15 protein-coding genes and 1 pseudogene are annotated in these 15,411 nt (G+C 62.8%); 11 read left to right on the top strand and 5 right to left on the bottom strand.

Going from position 1 to position 15,411, the window contains the following annotated elements:
- Positions 1 to 12 precede the first annotated feature (12 nt).
- The 4 genes from BS629_RS30840 to BS629_RS30825 are packed head-to-tail and all read left to right on the top strand — an operon-like array spanning position 13 to position 3,512.
- The gene (locus tag BS629_RS30840; protein WP_018241958.1) at positions 13 to 1,041 is read left to right on the top strand and encodes an ABC transporter permease; all 1,029 of its coding nucleotides are present in this window, start codon (positions 13 to 15) and stop codon (positions 1,039 to 1,041) included.
- Entirely contained in the window at positions 1,038 to 1,940 is a 903-nt protein-coding gene (locus tag BS629_RS30835; RefSeq protein ID WP_077988719.1) for an ABC transporter permease, read from the top strand. The genes BS629_RS30840 and BS629_RS30835 overlap by 4 nt, the downstream gene beginning before the upstream one ends.
- The gene (locus BS629_RS30830) at positions 1,927 to 2,772 is read left to right on the top strand and encodes an ABC transporter ATP-binding protein (RefSeq protein ID WP_018241960.1); all 846 of its coding nucleotides are present in this window, start codon (positions 1,927 to 1,929) and stop codon (positions 2,770 to 2,772) included. Before BS629_RS30835 ends, BS629_RS30830 begins: the two co-directional genes overlap by 14 nt.
- Positions 2,769 to 3,512 (top strand): ABC transporter ATP-binding protein, encoded by a 744-nt coding sequence (locus tag BS629_RS30825; protein ID WP_018241961.1) that lies wholly within the window; start codon positions 2,769 to 2,771, stop codon positions 3,510 to 3,512. Before BS629_RS30830 ends, BS629_RS30825 begins: the two co-directional genes overlap by 4 nt.
- Positions 3,513 to 3,533: 21 nt before the next feature.
- Here BS629_RS30825 and BS629_RS30820 read toward each other — a convergent pair whose 3' ends face one another.
- A complete protein-coding gene (locus tag BS629_RS30820) occupies positions 3,534 to 4,589 on the bottom strand; it encodes a LacI family DNA-binding transcriptional regulator (RefSeq protein ID WP_018241962.1) in 1,056 nt (351 codons plus the stop codon).
- Between the two features lie 187 nt (positions 4,590 to 4,776).
- On the opposite strand from BS629_RS30820, the gene BS629_RS30815 reads away from it, so the two are divergent.
- From BS629_RS30815 to BS629_RS30785, 7 genes and pseudogenes are all read left to right on the top strand, one after another.
- Positions 4,777 to 7,299 carry a hypothetical protein gene (locus BS629_RS30815; RefSeq protein ID WP_018241963.1) on the top strand — a complete coding sequence of 841 codons (2,523 nt, stop codon included), beginning with the start codon at positions 4,777 to 4,779 and terminating at the stop codon, positions 7,297 to 7,299.
- A gap of 65 nt (positions 7,300 to 7,364) precedes the next feature.
- Positions 7,365 to 8,624 (top strand): ABC transporter substrate-binding protein, encoded by a 1,260-nt coding sequence (locus BS629_RS30810; RefSeq protein WP_018241964.1) that lies wholly within the window; start codon positions 7,365 to 7,367, stop codon positions 8,622 to 8,624.
- 11 nt (positions 8,625 to 8,635) lie between these two features.
- On the top strand, positions 8,636 to 9,673 hold the full coding sequence (locus BS629_RS30805; RefSeq protein WP_018241965.1) for a carbohydrate ABC transporter permease: 1,038 nt from the start codon (positions 8,636 to 8,638) through the stop codon (positions 9,671 to 9,673).
- A complete protein-coding gene (locus BS629_RS30800) occupies positions 9,670 to 10,719 on the top strand; it encodes a carbohydrate ABC transporter permease (protein WP_018241966.1) in 1,050 nt (349 codons plus the stop codon). The genes BS629_RS30805 and BS629_RS30800 overlap by 4 nt, the downstream gene beginning before the upstream one ends.
- A gap of 28 nt (positions 10,720 to 10,747) precedes the next feature.
- Positions 10,748 to 11,827: an ABC transporter ATP-binding protein gene (locus tag BS629_RS30795; protein ID WP_018241967.1), complete on the top strand. Its 1,080-nt coding sequence runs from the start codon at positions 10,748 to 10,750 to the stop codon at positions 11,825 to 11,827.
- 15 nt (positions 11,828 to 11,842) lie between these two features.
- Positions 11,843 to 12,221: pseudogene (locus tag BS629_RS40375) on the top strand (EF-hand domain-containing protein); the annotation flags it as partial.
- A 92-nt stretch (positions 12,222 to 12,313) separates the two neighbouring features.
- Positions 12,314 to 12,682 carry a hypothetical protein gene (locus tag BS629_RS30785; protein ID WP_018241968.1) on the top strand — a complete coding sequence of 123 codons (369 nt, stop codon included), beginning with the start codon at positions 12,314 to 12,316 and terminating at the stop codon, positions 12,680 to 12,682.
- A 33-nt stretch (positions 12,683 to 12,715) separates the two neighbouring features.
- Here the strand turns inward: BS629_RS30785 and BS629_RS30780 are convergent, their stop codons facing one another.
- Genes BS629_RS30780 through BS629_RS30765 form a run of 4 tightly spaced genes read right to left on the bottom strand, consistent with a single transcriptional unit; the run spans position 12,716 to position 15,399 of the window.
- Positions 12,716 to 13,174 carry a DUF411 domain-containing protein gene (locus BS629_RS30780; RefSeq protein ID WP_018241969.1) on the bottom strand — a complete coding sequence of 153 codons (459 nt, stop codon included), beginning with the start codon at positions 13,172 to 13,174 and terminating at the stop codon, positions 12,716 to 12,718.
- 55 nt (positions 13,175 to 13,229) lie between these two features.
- Entirely contained in the window at positions 13,230 to 13,517 is a 288-nt protein-coding gene (locus tag BS629_RS30775; RefSeq protein ID WP_018241970.1) for a copper-binding protein, read from the bottom strand.
- A 23-nt stretch (positions 13,518 to 13,540) separates the two neighbouring features.
- Entirely contained in the window at positions 13,541 to 14,020 is a 480-nt protein-coding gene (locus BS629_RS30770; protein WP_018241971.1) for a cupredoxin domain-containing protein, read from the bottom strand.
- A 32-nt stretch (positions 14,021 to 14,052) separates the two neighbouring features.
- On the bottom strand, positions 14,053 to 15,399 hold the full coding sequence (locus BS629_RS30765) for a multicopper oxidase family protein (RefSeq protein ID WP_018241972.1): 1,347 nt from the start codon (positions 15,397 to 15,399) through the stop codon (positions 14,053 to 14,055).
- Positions 15,400 to 15,411 lie beyond the last annotated feature (12 nt).

The following is a 15,411-nucleotide window of genomic DNA, read 5'->3' as shown; positions in this document are numbered from 1 at the left end:
GGACAGCCGATCATGAAGGAACTCTCCGTAGCCGAATTTGGCCGACGCCTGGCGCATTTGCTGGTCAGCCTGTTCATCCTCTTATGTGTGACCTTCGTGATCGGCCGCGTCTTGCCCACCGATCCGGTCGGCGCGATTGTCGGCGAGCTCGCCGATCCCGCCGCCTATGCGGCGATGCGGGCGCGCCTGGGGCTCGATCTGCCGATCTACCAGCAGTTTTTCCTCTATCTGAACGGCCTGGCGCATGGTGATTTCGGCACGGCCGTCCTCACCGGCAATCCCGTCTCTTCGGACCTCGCCCAGGCGTTTCCGGCGACGTTCGAACTTGCGACGCTGGCGGTGATCATTTCGACCTTCGTCGGTGTCCCGCTCGGGCTGGTCGCGGCGCTGTTTCGCGACAGCTTCATCGACAAGACGGCCCGGGTCGTCGCGCTCGTCGGTCATTCGATCCCGGTTTTCTGGTTCGGCATCGTCGGCCTCGTCATCTTCTATGCCGGCCTCAACTGGGTCGGCGGGCCGGGCAGGATCGATGTGTTTTACGAAGGCCTCGTCACACCGCGCACCGGTCTGTTGTTGGTCGACAGCCTGCTGCAGGGCGAGACCGAAATCTTCTGGAATGCGCTCGGCCATATCATTCTGCCGGCCGTCATCCTCGCCTATGCGGCGATGGCCTACATCACGCGCATGACCCGCAGCTTCACCCTGGAGCAGTTGAGCCAGGATTATGTCATTGCGGCCCGAGCCAAGGGTGTGAGCCCCCTCGGCACGATCTGGCACCACGTCCTGCCGAACATTGCGGTGCAGCTGATCACCATCCTTGCCATTTCCTATGGCGGTCTGCTCGAGGGCGCTGTCGTGACCGAGATCGTTTTCTCCTGGCCGGGCATTGGCCAGTACATGACGAACGCGCTGATGATCGGCGACATGAACGCCATCGTCGCCGGCACCATCATTGTGGGATTCATTTTCATGTTGTTGAACTTCCTGGCCGACGTCGCTTACGCCGTCTTTGATCCGCGCATGCGGGAGGCGGCCCGATGAGCGATGTCATCCGCAGCGAGATTCAGATCCGCCCCCCAAGCGTGTCGACCCGTGTCGCGGCGTCGTTTGCGCGCGCCGGCCGCAAATTGGCGGCCGAGCCGCTTGGTCTTGGAGGGTTCGTCATCCTCGGTCTGCTTTGCCTGATCGCGATTTTCGCGCCGCTCCTGGCGCCCTACGATCCGGCGATACAGGCGCTTGGCGATGCCTTGCAGCCGCCGAGCCTCGCGCATCTGGCAGGCACGGACGAATTCGGCCGGGATATCTTAAGCCGCCTCATCTTCGGCACGCGCATCACCCTCCAGACCGTGCTTTCGATCTCCTTGATCGTCGGCCCGATCGGCCTGTTGATCGGCGTTGTCGCCGGCTTCTTCGGCGGACGCATCGATGCGCTTCTGATGCGCGCCACCGATATCGTTCTGTCTTTCCCGTCGCTGATCCTGGCTCTGGCTTTTGCTGCAGCACTTGGCGCCGGCTTGACCACGGCAATCATCGCGATCTCGCTGACCGCATGGCCGCCGATTGCCCGGCTCGCGCGCGCCGAGGCGCTTGTCGTCAGAAACGCCGACTATGTGGTCGCCGCCCGTCTTTATGGCGCCTCGCCGATCCGCATTCTTCTCCTCTATATCGCGCCGATGTGCGTCCCGTCGGTCATCGTTCGTCTGACGCTCAACATGGCGGGTATCATTCTGACGGCAGCGTCACTTGGCTTCCTCGGCCTTGGCGCCCAGCCGCCGGCGCCGGAATGGGGCGCGATGATCTCCAGCGGCCGCAAGTTCATGCTGGATTATTGGTGGGTTGCCGTGATGCCGGGTATCGCCATCCTCCTCACCAGCCTTGCCTTCAACATCGCCGGAGATGCTCTGCGCGACATTCTGGATCCTCGCCATGCAAGATCGTGATCTGCAGCCCGTTCTATCCGTCGAAGGATTGAGTGTCCGTTTCGGCCGAGGCGCCGTGCCTGCCGTCTCCAATGTCAGTTTCGACGTCGGGCGCGAACGCGTCGGGATCGTCGGAGAATCCGGTTCCGGCAAATCGACGACCGGTCGCGCCATCATGCGTCTTCTGCCGCCGGCCGCGGTGGTCTCGGCCGAACGCCTGGATCTCGCCGGCAGTTCGTTGCTGTCGAAGACCGAACGTCAGATGGGCGCGCTGCGCGGCAAGGACATCGCGCTGATCATGCAGGATCCGCGCTATTCGCTGAACCCGGTGCTTTCGATCGGCAAACAGATCGCCGAAGCCGCCCGCCTTCACCTCGGTCTTCACAAGAAACAGGCGCATGAGGCTGCCCGCGCCATGCTGGAGCGCGTGCGCATCAGCGATCCGGAGCGGGTCATGGCGCTTTATCCGCATCAGATATCGGGCGGCATGGGCCAGCGCGTGATGATCGCCATGATGCTGCTGGCGCGCCCGAAGCTTGTCATCGCCGACGAGCCGACCTCGGCGCTTGACGTCAGCGTCCGCAAGGACGTGCTGCTGTTGCTCGATGAGCTGGTGCGCGAGAACAATTCCGGACTGCTCCTGATCAGCCACGACATTCGCATGGTGGCAGCCTTTTGCGAGCGTATCATCGTCATGTATGCCGGCCGGATCGTCGAGACCCTGACTCGTCTCGAAGACGCCCGCCATCCCTATACCCGCGGGCTGATAGCGGCGCTGCCCGACCCCAGGAACCCGGTTCGCCGCCTTGCGGTTCTCGACAGGACGAAACTCGATCTGGAGACGGCGCAATGATCAATGTGCGTGACCTCGATGTCGTCTTTGCCTCCGGCAAATCAAGCAACCATGTCGTCAGGGGCATCAGTTTTCAGGTCAACCAGGGGGAGACCCTTGGCATTGTCGGTGAATCCGGATGCGGCAAATCGACGGTGCTGCGGTGCCTCGCTGGCATGGAGGCCGGTTGGACCGGTCACATCGAGCTTGGCGGCAAACCGATCGGCAAGAAACGCTCCCGCGAGGAGCTGAAATTTGCCCAGATGGTGTTTCAGGACCCATACGGATCCCTGCATCCGCGCCATCGTATCGGCACCGCCTTGGCCGAGCCGCTGCGCGCCATGCGCCATTCCGATATCTGGTCGAAGGTCGAGAGGGCGTTGATCCAGGTGGGTTTGCCAGCGAGTTTCGCAAACCGTTTTCCGCATGAGCTTTCCGGCGGCCAGCGGCAGCGGGTGGCAATCGCCCGGGCCCTGATCCTGTCGCCGCCCATCCTGTTGCTCGACGAGCCGACATCGGCGCTCGATGTCTCGGTCCAGGCCGAAATCCTCAACCTGCTTGCCGATCAGCGAGAGGAAAAGGGCCTGACCTATCTGCTTGTCAGTCACGACCTCGCGGTTATCGGCCATATGTGCGACCGGGTATTGATCATGAAGAACGGTTGTTTCGTTGATGAACTCACCAAAGCGGATCTGCAGGCCGGCACCACGCATGATGCCTATGCGCGAGAACTGTTCGAAGCGAGCTTTATCGAGGCTTGATATCCTCGAACGTGGTGGGGTTCAGCGATCCACTGTTGCGACATGGACGCGGTTGACCGCTGCGACGCTACCCCTTTCGACGAGATGGCAGGCAAGCTCGACCCGCCGTCGTGGGGCAGCAAGGCCGAGCATCATGTCGCGCAGCAGATCGAGCGCGGTGGCGCCGAGTTCGCGCATCGGAATATGCACCGTCGACAGCGGCGGATTGAGAAAGGCCGACTGCGGCAGGTCGTCTATGCCCATCACCGAGATGTCCTGCGGGACGGCATAACCCATGGCCTGCAATCCGCGCACGGCACCATTGGCAAGACTGTCGCCCGCCGTCAGGATGGCGGTGAAGGTGAGGCCTTTCTCGCGGACAAGACGGGTGACCGCCTCGGCGCCGAGTTCCGGCAGCCAGTCGTCGACCTCGAGCACCAGATCGGCATCGGCCGTCAGCCCATGATGCTGCAGGGCGTCGCGCCAGCCCTCCAGGCGCCGCTCGATCGTCCGCCGACCCGGCCTCAGCATGAACAGGATACGTTGATGTCCCGCCTTGATCAGCCGCTCGGCGGCGATGAAGGCGGCCGATCGGTTACAGGGCGTAACACTCGAAAGCCGCATATAGGGATCGTCGCTGTTGACGAGCACGACGGGCTTTCCGAGATCGGCGGCCGCCGCCAGCATCTCCTCCTCGTCGACGGTCAGGATCAGCATGCCGCCAAAACTCGGATCGTCACGCATCTCGGCGACGACGCGGGCTTCATCCCCCTTGTCGGCGATAGGGCGCATCGCCAGTTCGATGCCGAGAGCGGCTGCGCGCGCATTCAATCCTTCGAGCACATAGAGCGTGAACTGGTTGCGGACATAGTCGATCATCGCCGCGCCGGAGGCGACGAGCATGACCTTCTTGCCGGCAACGCTCGCCGGCAGGGCGTAGCTGACCGCACTCGCCGTTTCCAGCACCAGCTTGCGAATCTCCGGCCTGACGCCCTTTTCGCCAGCCAGCGCACGCGACACCGTGCTGATCGAGACGCCGCATCTGGCGGCAATGTCGTCGAGGCGCGTGCGCCTACCTTTTTTCTCTTCCGCCGCCATGTCCTCTCCTCGCTCCCGACTATTATGCAAAAATCTTTCAGATTGCGCAAATGGAATGCCTATGCACAATTGTTGCCTGAGGAGTCCGCGACAAGCGGCAGAGCAGGGAGGCTTTGAAATGTGGCTAGGCGGCCAGTCCATGCGCCAGGGTTTTACCCGGCGTCACAAGGCTTGAGCGGGCTGAAATATGACCACTGAGCAGCAATCCCATCTCCGCCGCGCAACGGCGAAGGATAGCCCGATCGTCTACTGGCAGCTCGCCAACCTGTGGCAGGAGCGCTATGACGTCGCCGACCGTCCGATGGACGGCAACATGGATCCGTTTTTCTTCGTCACCAAGACGAAGAATTTCATCCCGCATGAATATCCCTGCCGCACCCAATTCAAGAAATCCTTCTCCGGCCGGCGGCCGCAGCCGGCTGCCGAGTTCGACGCTGTCCGCTGGTGGCTTCCCTTTGCCTCCCCGCGTGTCGATCTCTCCGGCTTCTGGTTTCGCCCGACGCGCATCGGCTGCTGGGCGCGCACCTTCCTCGATGCCCGCTCAGTGGGACCCGCGACGCTTCGCCTGTCGACCTGCGGCGGTGCGATCCTCTTCGTCAATGGCCGCGAGCAGGGCTTCATGGCGCCGTACCAGCGCAATCTCGAGGCCGAGCAGTTGTTCGAGGTCGAACTGGCGGCTGGCCTCAACGAGATCCGCGTCTATTTCGACGATCTCGCCGAGCGCGACGCGCGTTTCTATTTCCAGCTGGATTATGTCGAAGGACCGGAAGTTGAAGCCGCCGTGCCCGTTCCCATCGCCGCCGGCGACGCGGATGCGCTGGAGGTCATCCTCGAGGGCATGCGCTTCGACCGCACCGCCTATCTCGGCGAAGACGTGACGGTCCTCTTCCCCGTGCCGCTGCCGCTGGCGTTAAGCTGCCATGTCGAGATCGAAGGCGACTTCATGTCGATCGAACGCTTCGACTATGATTTCGAGCTGGAAGCGGGAGCAACCAAGCTGGAACTCGGAACATCGGCGGATATGCCCGCCGATTTCCGCCATTTCCGCATCACCTTCAAAACAGGCGAGCTCTCGCTCGGCCGAACGCTCGGCGTCGAGATCTGTCATCCCCAACGCCAGGGGGAAGCGCCCGCCGCTCTGGAGGACCGCGTCGCCGAGGCGCTGGCCGAGGTCGCCGCCCATTCCGAACCCGATACGGTCTGTGCTTTCGCGCGTCTTGCGCAGGGGCAGGGCGGCGAGGAAACCGAGGCGATGATCTCGGCCATGCTGCCGGTCATCGAGGATTGCCACGACTGCGCCGATTTCGTGCTGGTGCCGCTGCTCTTTGCCTATACGCGCTGGAGCGATCTGCTGTCATCGGAGCTGCGCGACAGGATCGAGCAGGCCGTTCTCCACTACCGCTATTGGATGGACGAACCGGGCAACGACGTTCAGTGGTATTTTTCGGAAAACCACGCGCTTCTCTTTCATACGGCCGCCTATCTCGGCGGCAGACTTTTCCCCGATGCCCTCTTCGTCCGTTCGGGCCGCACCGGTGCTGAGCAGATGAAGATCGGCGAAGAGCGTGTTCGCGCCTGGCTCGATCATTTCGAGCGCTGGGAAATGGCCGAGTGGAATTCTGTTCCCTATTTCCCGATCGATTTCAAGGGGCTGACGGCGCTGGCCGCCTGTGCGCCGGATGAGACGATCCGCAACCGGGCGAGTGCCAGCATCGTCCGCCTGATGGAGATCGTCGCCCGCTCCGCCCATCACGGCATGCTGACCGGCAGCCAGGGCCGCTCTTACGAACATACGCTGCGCCCCGGCCGATCGGTCGAACTCTCCGCCATCGCCCGGCTGCTCTGGGGCCGCGGCTGGTACGGCCGGCGTGTCCACGCTTTGCCGCAGCTTGCCGTCTGCATTCGCGATCATGGCCTGCGTTTTCCAGAAGCGCTTGCGGCGATTGCGGCGCACCAGTCCGACGACGCACAGGAATGGACCTTTTCCCAGGGCGAGAACCGTTTCGCCGCGCTCTACCACTATAAGACCCGCGACACCGCGCTTGGCACCATCGCCCATTATCGTCCCGGCGCCTGGGGCTACCAGGAGACGGTGCTGCATCTGCGCTTGGGCGACGGGCCGGAAGCGCAGATCTGGATCAATCATCCCGGCGAAACCATCCAGTTCGGCTACGGCCGGCCGAGCTTCTGGGGCGGCTGCGGAACGCTGCCGCGCGTGCATCAGTATCGCGATCTGGCGATCCTCGATTTCGAGATCCACGAGGGCCAGCCGGATTTCACCCATGCCTGGTTCCCGCTCGAGGCCTTCGACGACACGGTGGTCGACGGCAATCTGGCGCTCGCCCGCTCAGGCAACGGGATTGCGATGCTGATCGGCAACGGCGCGCTTGAGCCGGTGAAGCAAGGTCCGACGACGGATATCGAGCTGCGGCTGGCTGGCCGCAAGGGCCGCTGGATCGTCCGTCTCTCCGATGTCGGGCGCGAGGGTAGCCTTGACGGCATGCAGGCGCGTTTCGCCACGCTTTCGGCCCGCCGCGACGACGAGGGCGCCTTGATCGTCGTCGATCCGGATTATGGCCGGGTCGTCTTCGAAGAAGACGGCACCGTGCGCGCCGAAGGCCGTATTCTTCGCCCGACGGACTGGTCGGTGCGGGGAGACGCGGTACATCTGAAGATACCGGGCAGGCAGCCTCGGCGCGCGGCCTCGTAGACGACGTGTCCGGCAGGTGGAGGACCGGCCGGACGCAGGAATTGATCGGTCAAGAGGAGGAGAAAATGACCAGAATGAAATCGATCGGCGCGGCTTTTGCTGCGGTTCTCTTGAGTTCCGTTGCCGCCCATGCCGGTGACGTGCGCATCATGTGGTATTCTGACGGCGGCGAAGGCGAGGTGATCAAGGACCTGCTCTCGCGCTTCTCCAAGGCCAATCCCGACGTCAACGTCATCCTCGACGAGGTCTCCTACGACGTCGTCAAGGAACAGCTGCCGGTGCAGCTCGAAGCCGGGCAGGGGCCGGATATCGCCCGTGTCACTAATCTGAAGGCGCCGGCGCAGCACTGGCTTGATCTTCGCCCACTCCTTGCCGATGCGAAATACTGGGACGACAATTTCGGCGCCCAGGCCGACTGGATGCGTCCGGACGGCTCGAATGCCATCACCGGCTTCATGACGCAGCTGACGCTGACCGGCGGCTTCGTCAACAAGACGCTGTTCGAGCAGGCCGGCGTCGAGATCCCCGGCCCGAAAGCCACCTGGGACGACTGGGCGGCGGCCGCCAAGAAGGTCGCCGACAGCCAGAAGGTCTTCGCCATGGCGATCGACCGCTCCGGCCATCGCGTCTCCGGCCCGAACATCTCCTACGGCGCCAACTATATCGCCGCCGACGGCAAGCCGGCGCCGATCGATCAGGGCGCCAAGGACTTCCTCAGCCGCTTCGTCAAGTGGAATGAGGACGGCACCATCAACAAGGATGTCTGGGTCAGTGCTGCCGGCACCACCTACCGCTCCGCCGCCGAGGACTTCATCAATGGCGGCCTTGCCTATCTTTATTCGGGCAGCTGGCAGGTTTCGGGTTTTGCCCAGAAGATTGGCGACAATTTCGACTGGGTGATGGCGGGCAGCCCCTGCGGTTCGGTCGCATGCTCCGGCATGCAGGGCGGCGCCGGTCTGGTTGCCGTCAAATACACCAAGAACCCGAAGGACGTCGCCAAGGTGATGGACTACCTGGCAGGTGCCGACGTGCAGAAGGAATTTGCCGAACGCAGCCTGTTCATTCCGGCGCATAAGGGCGTTGCCGCCGGCCAGATGGACTTCAAGACCGACAATCCGCATGTGCAGGCGGCGCTGAAGGCCTTCGTCGAAGCGGCCGGCCAGACGGCGGCACCGGCCATGAAGCTGCCGGGCTGGAAGTGGTCGGACGCCTATTACAGCGCCATCGTCGCCCGCATCAGCCAGGTGATCGCCGGCGAAATGAAGCTCGACGACGCCTATGCCCGCATCGACGAGGACATCAAGGCCAAGGTTGCCGGCAACTGACGGAAGAACAGATGACGGCGAAGACGGTTTCTTCTGAACCACCTGTCAAAACCGGTCTGCGGCAGGCGCTCTTGGCGCCTGTCCGGCTTGCCATGGGGCTCGTCGATATTCCCATGCGCGGCTGGCAGAAGCTGACCGGGCTGAACGGCATGGCGGGCGTCTTCCTGGCGCCCAACATGCTGATCTTCACCGTCTTCGTGCTGCTGCCGCTGGTCATCAACTTCATCTATTCGACGACGAGCGGCAGCGCCATCTTCCTGCAGAACAGGACCTATGTCGGCGCCGACCAGTACCGTATCCTCTTCGATTGCGGCAGCTATCTCGACCCTTCGACTTGCGCTGCCGACACCTTCTGGGCGGCCGTGCGCAACACCGCCGTCTTCGTCGTCTTCCAGGTGACTGTGATGCTGGTCGCAGCGCTCGCAACGGCGCTGATCCTCAACCGTGAGCTTTCCAATCGCGGCTTCTGGCGCGCCGTCTTCTTCTTTCCGGTGCTGCTGTCGCCCGTCGTCGTCGGCCTGATCTGGAAATGGATACTGCAGCGGGAGGGCCTGTTGAACTATGCGCTGAGCCCCTTCGGCTTCGAGCCGTTCTCCTGGCTCAGCGATCGTTTCTGGGCCTTCTTCTTCGCCGTCTTCGTCTCGGTCTGGGCGCATATGGGCTTTTATGCGCTGATCCTGCTCGCCGGCCTGCAGGCGATCCCGCGGGATCTCTACGAGGCGGCGGCGATGGACAGCGCCCGTCCAACCCGCATTTTCCGGCGGATCACCCTGCCGCTTCTAATGCCGAACCTCATCGTCGTGCTGGTCTTGGCGCTGATCCGCGCCGTGCAGATCTTCGACGAGGTCTTCGTTTTGACCGGCGGCGGGCCGGGCACCAGCACCATGTACATCACCCAGTATATCTATGAGACCGGCTTTGCGAGTTCGCTGCGCAATCCGGGGCTGGCTTCCGCTGCCTCGATCCTGATGGGTTTCGTGCTCGTCATCCTGACGCTGGTCCAGCTCGGCGTCAGTAGCCGCAACGAGAAGAAGGGAGCACGCCAATGAGCGCTGTCTCTGCCTTCCTGCTCCGCCGCCGCGGCCGAGGCTGGCACTGGACGGATGTCGTCACCTGGATCTGGCTGATCTCAGGCGTAATCCTGATGTTCGGCCCGGCCGTCTGGCTGGTCTTCTCATCGTTCAAGACGCCGGCCGCCCTTGCCGAGTTTCCGCCGTCCTTCCTGCCCTATGTCACCGAACAGGCAGTGGTGCCGGGCTACGACAAGCCGTTGCCGCTCTATAATGTCGCAATGCCGGATGGCAGCACCCGTGTGCTCGCCGAAGTGCGCCGCATCGGCATCATCGGCCAGATGGTCGATCCGAAACAGCCGGGCGAAATCGTCAAGGCGAATATCAAGGACCGCACGCCGGTGCGCCAGGTCGAATTTGCCGGCGGCAACTACACCGAACCTTTCCAGCGCTTCGATTTCTTCCTGTTCCTGCGCAACTCCGTCTTCGTCACCGTCGTCGCGACGGCCATCACGCTGCTCGTCAATTCCATGGCCGCTTTCGCGCTGTCGAAATACCAGTTCCCCGGCCGCACCGCCGTCATGCTGATGATCCTGGCAACACTGATGGTGCCGCTTTCGGTCATCGTCGTGCCGCTCTATTCCGTCATCGGCACGCTGAACCTCTTCGACAGCCTCTGGGGCGTCATCCTGCCGACGGTCGCCACCCCGACGGGCGTCTTCCTGCTCAGGCAATACATGCTGACGATCCCCGACGAATTGCTCGACGCCGCGCGCATGGACAAGGCCAGCGAATGGCAGATCTACTGGCGCATCATCCTGCCGCTGTCGGCGCCGGCACTGGCGGTGCTGGCGATCTTCTCGGTCGTCTGGCGCTGGAACGACTTCCTCTGGCCGCTGATCGTGCTCTCGCGCAAGGAACTCTATACGCTGCAGGTCGGCCTCAACGTCTATGCCGGCGAACTCAATGTGCAATGGCACTACATACTCGCGATGACCGTCGTCTCGATGATCCCGGTCGTGCTGATCTTCGTCTTCCTGCAGCGCTTCATCACCACGGGCATCGCCGGCTCGGGGCTCAAATAGGCCAGCTATAATTTGAACAGGAGAGTGCATGAGCGGGCTCGAGCTCAGGAACATCGTCAAGAATTTCGGCGCCGTCGAGGTCATTCGCGATGTCTCGCTGCATGTCAATGACGGCGAGTTCGTCGCTTTCGTCGGCCCTTCCGGCTGCGGGAAATCGACGCTGCTGCGCCTCATCGCCGGCCTCGATAAGCCCACCCGCGGCAGCATCGCCATCGACGGCAAGGATGTCACCGCTATCAGCGCCGCCGATCGCGGCCTGGCCATGGTCTTCCAGTCCTATGCGCTCTATCCGCATATGAGTGTCAAGGAAAACCTCGCCTTCGGTCTCGAGAACACCAAAGTGGCGAAAGCCGAGATCGAAGCGCGCATCACGGACGCCGCCCGCATGCTGGAGATCGAGCCCTTCCTGCAGCGCCGTCCGGGCCAGCTCTCCGGCGGCCAGCGCCAGCGCGTCGCCATCGGCCGCGCCATCGTGCGGCGGCCGGATGCCTTCCTGCTCGATGAGCCGCTGTCCAATCTCGACGCCGAACTCAGGGTCAGCATGCGGGCCGAACTGGCGGCCCTTCACGCCCGCCTGAAGGCGACGATGATCTATGTCACCCACGATCAGGTCGAGGCGATGACGCTGGCCGACCGCATCGTCGTCTTGAGAAGCGGCAGGGTCGAGCAGGTGGGAACGCCGCTGGAACTCTATAACAACCCGGCCAATCGTTTCGTCGCCGGCTTCATCGGCGCGCCGCACATGAATTTCCTCGAAGGTGCGATTGTCGGTCACCAGGGCGGTTTCGCTGAGGTCGAAACCGTTGGTGGCCATCGTCTCTCGGTGATTGCCAAGGAGGCACGCCCGACGGGCGAAAGGGTCAGCATCGGCATCCGCCCGCAACACATCACCCTGGCCGATGCGGCCTCAGCGAGCAGACTGGACACCCGCGTCACCCTTGTCGAGGAACTGGGCTCGGAGACCGTCGTCCACGCCGACGCAGGCGGGAAGAAGCTGATTGCGGTCTTTGCCGGCCAGCAGCGGATGAAATCGGGCGACAGCCTGCCGCTGCATCTCGATCCCCATGTGCTGCACCTCTTCGGCGAGGACGGGGGGCGCCTGTCCTGATGGGCTGCGAGAGCTGGTCTCGCGCTCGCGCAGACAAACGACGCCGACCCCCCATCATCCTGCGACATCGGCGCAGGCAAGCCAGCCGTCCGACGCTGACGACGGGACGATGGGGCCAGGTCAGGGATCCATGCCCGGCGGATCCGGCATGATGCCCGACGGAATGATGGGGCGGAGCATGATGATACCGTCCGGCATGATGGACGGCATGCCGATGATGTCGATGCGCGGACACATGATGAAAATCATGTTCGCGGTCGCCGACGCCGACGGAGACGGCGCGCTGTCCTTCGAGGAGGTGACGGCGATCCACAAGCGGATATTCGACGGCGTGGACGCGAACAACGACGGCAAGGTCACGACCGACGAATTGCAGGCATTCATGCGGCCGTAGCGGGGCCTGGGATCCAGCCTCGGCTCTGCGAATAGTCGCGGAGCCGCCGAGGATATGATAGGATCGCAATGCATTGACCACGGGAGGGGTAAATGCGCCGAGTCCTTCTGTGTCTGATCCTTTGCGCGCAATCCGCATCGACGGCGGCGGCGTCCGAGCTCGCCATTTTCCACACCGCTTCGTTCGGCGGCAGCCGGTCGGTCAGCCTCAGTCTGGCAGAGGGCGGTCCCGCCCGCGATCGCGCCTTTGATTTCGATGTAGTCATCACGTTGTCGGAATTCGACGGTGACGGGACAGTGCTCTATCGGGACGGGGGAAGACACCAGGCGAGCGTGCGCTGCATTGCGCCCGCCATGGTGCGGATCAATTCCGCCGACTATGTGATCGACCTGTCGACGCGGCCGGGAACGGACTGGAAGCACGATCTCTGGGCGGCGCTCTGCACCGCTCCGGTTTCCTGAGCGGCAGCTCAGCGTGGCTTGATCGATCGAGCGTCAGCTTTTCCGGGGGCGGACCTCCATGAACACGTATGGCGCGCCGGTTCCCGAGGGGATCGCATAGACGTCATAGACCGCGGCCGGATCGACACCCATTCCCAGTGAGCCAGACGGCATCCCCGGCACGGCCAGTCCTCGGACCGGCGGCCGCTCTCGGAGCAGGCGCTGCACGGCCTCGAGCGGAACATGTCCCTCAAGGTAGTATTCCTCGACGACAGCGGTGTGGCACCCCTCCAAGTCGGCAGGTACGCCCAGCCGTGCCTTGACCGCGGCAAGGTCGTCGGTGTCGCGGGCGTCGACGGAAAATCCTGCCGCGGCCATCGCCTTCGACCATTCATGACAGCAGCCGCAGTTCGGATCCTTGTAGACGGTCATCTTCGCCGGGGCGGCGCGGGCTCCTGCGCCAAGGAAAGCCAAGGCTGATGCCGCCAACGCGATGAAGCTTCTCCTGTGCATCGTCTCCACTCCTCGATGTCCCGCCGCCCGGACCCGTCCGGGCGGCGGGAGGTGGCTATTTTACTTCGGTGACGGTCAACTTGCCATTCACGCGTTCGGCAACGAACTCGATGTTCGAACCTTCCTTCAGTCTTTCGAGCAGAGCCGGGTCTTCGACGCGAAAGACCATCGTCATCGCGGGCATGTCGAGGTTCTTCAGGTCCTCATGCTTGATGGTGACCTTCTTTGCCTTTGTGTCGACCTTGTTGACGACACCCTTGGTGAATTCCTCGGCGAATGCGCCGAAGGCTGCGCTGGTGCAGAGCAGGGTGGCGAGGCCGATTTTGATCATTGCAGTTTTCATGCGTGTAGCTCCTTTGTTGCAGATTACTTGCCGGCGACGGTGACGTCGCCGTGCATGCCGGCTTCGTAGTGGCCGGGGATCAGGCAGGCGAACTTGAACTCGCCGTCGGTGGTGAACTTCCAGACGATCTCGCCGGATTGGCCGGCCGGAAGACGGATGGAGTTGGCGTCGGCATGTTCCATTTCCGGGAACTTCTCCATGACCTTCTTGTGCTCCAGGATCTTGTCTTCCTGATCGAGCACGAATTCGTGGTCGACGGTTCCGGCATTCTTGATCGCGATCTTGACCGTCTGCCCTTTGCGGACGTTGAAGACGGCGGGGGTGAACAACATTTTCCCGTCGTCGGTTTCCTTCATCGTGACGCGGATCGTCTGCGTCGCCTTTGCCTTGTCGCCGGGTTCTCCGATGGCCATCTTCTCGCCATGGCCGCCGGCGTGGTTGCCTGAGGCAAGTGCTGGCGACGCGATTGCTGCGAAGGCCAGTGCCATGAGATAATTCTTCATCCGTAATTCCTTTTCGATGTTGAGATTGGACCTCAGCCGTTTGTCGGCTTCGGCGTGATTTGCGTTTCCGCGTCTTTGGCCTTGGTCGCGTCCGGAAGTTCTCCGGTCCACTCCCAGGCCTGCGTTCCGGGCGGGTTTTCGTACCAGCCGGGATCTGAGTAATCGTCTGCCGAGATGCCCTCGCGGACCTTGACGACCGAGAACATGCCGCCCATTTCGATCGGACCATGCGGTCCCCAGCCGGTCATCATCGGGACGGTGTTCTCGGGGATGGGCATTTCCATTTCGCCCATATCTGCCATGCCCTTGGTGCCCATGGGCATGTATTCCGGCTGCAGCTTCCTGATCTTCTCGGCGACCTTCGATTTGTCCGCGCCGATGAAGGTTGGAATGTCGTGACCCATGGCGTTCATCGTGTGGTGCGATTTGTGGCAGTGGATCGCCCAGTCGCCGAGATACTTGGCGTCGAACTCGTAGGCACGCATCGCGCCGACGGGGATGTCGATGCTCACCTCCGGCCACCGCGCTTCCGGCCGCACCCAGCCGCCGTCGGTGCAGGTCACTTCGAAATCGTAGCCGTGCATGTGGACCGGATGGTTGGTCATCGTCAGGTTGCCGACCCGGACGCGCACCCGGTCATTCCTGGACACGACGAGAGGACTGATGTCCGGGAACACGCGGCTGTTCCAGCACCACATGTTGAAGTCGGTCATCTCCATGATCCGCGGCACGTAGGAGCCGGGGTCGATGTCGTAGGCGTTGAGCAGGAAGACGAAGTCTCGGTCGACGCGCATGAACTTGGGATCTTTCGGATGGATCACGAAGAAACCCATCATGCCCATGGCCATCTGCACCATCTCGTCGGAATGCGGGTGGTACATGAAGGTACCGGATTTCACGAGGTCGAACTCGTAGACATAGGTCTTGCCGACTGGAATGTGCGGCTGCGTCAGGCCGCCCACGCCGTCCATGCCCGACGGCAGGATCATGCCGTGCCAGTGGATCGTCGTGTGCTCCGGCAGCTTGTTGGTGACGAAGATGCGGACGCGATCGCCTTCGACAGCCTCGATCGTCGGTCCCGGTGACTGCCCGTTGTAGCCCCACAGATAGGCGGTCATGCCGTCCGCCATCTCGCGTTCGACCGGTTCGGCGACGAGGTGGAACTCCTTGACGCCATTGTTCATCCTGTGCGGCAGGGTCCAGCCGTTGAGGGTGACCACGGGCTGATAGTCAGGACCGGAGCTAGGGCGGAGTGGCGGCTGCATGTCGGCCGATTCCATCGTCGGGGCCTCGGGCAGACCCATCGCCGAGGTCTTCGTCCAGGCGGCTGTGGTGAGCAGGGCAGCGCTGGCTCCAAAAAGTTGTCGTCTGTTGAACATGGTGTGTCCTTT

It is taken from the genome of Rhizobium leguminosarum bv. viciae USDA 2370 (genome assembly GCF_002008365.1).
Classification (GTDB): domain Bacteria; phylum Pseudomonadota; class Alphaproteobacteria; order Rhizobiales; family Rhizobiaceae; genus Rhizobium; species Rhizobium leguminosarum.
Note: the sequence above shows the minus strand (reverse complement) of the source record. Positions and strands in the feature narration are given on the sequence as shown.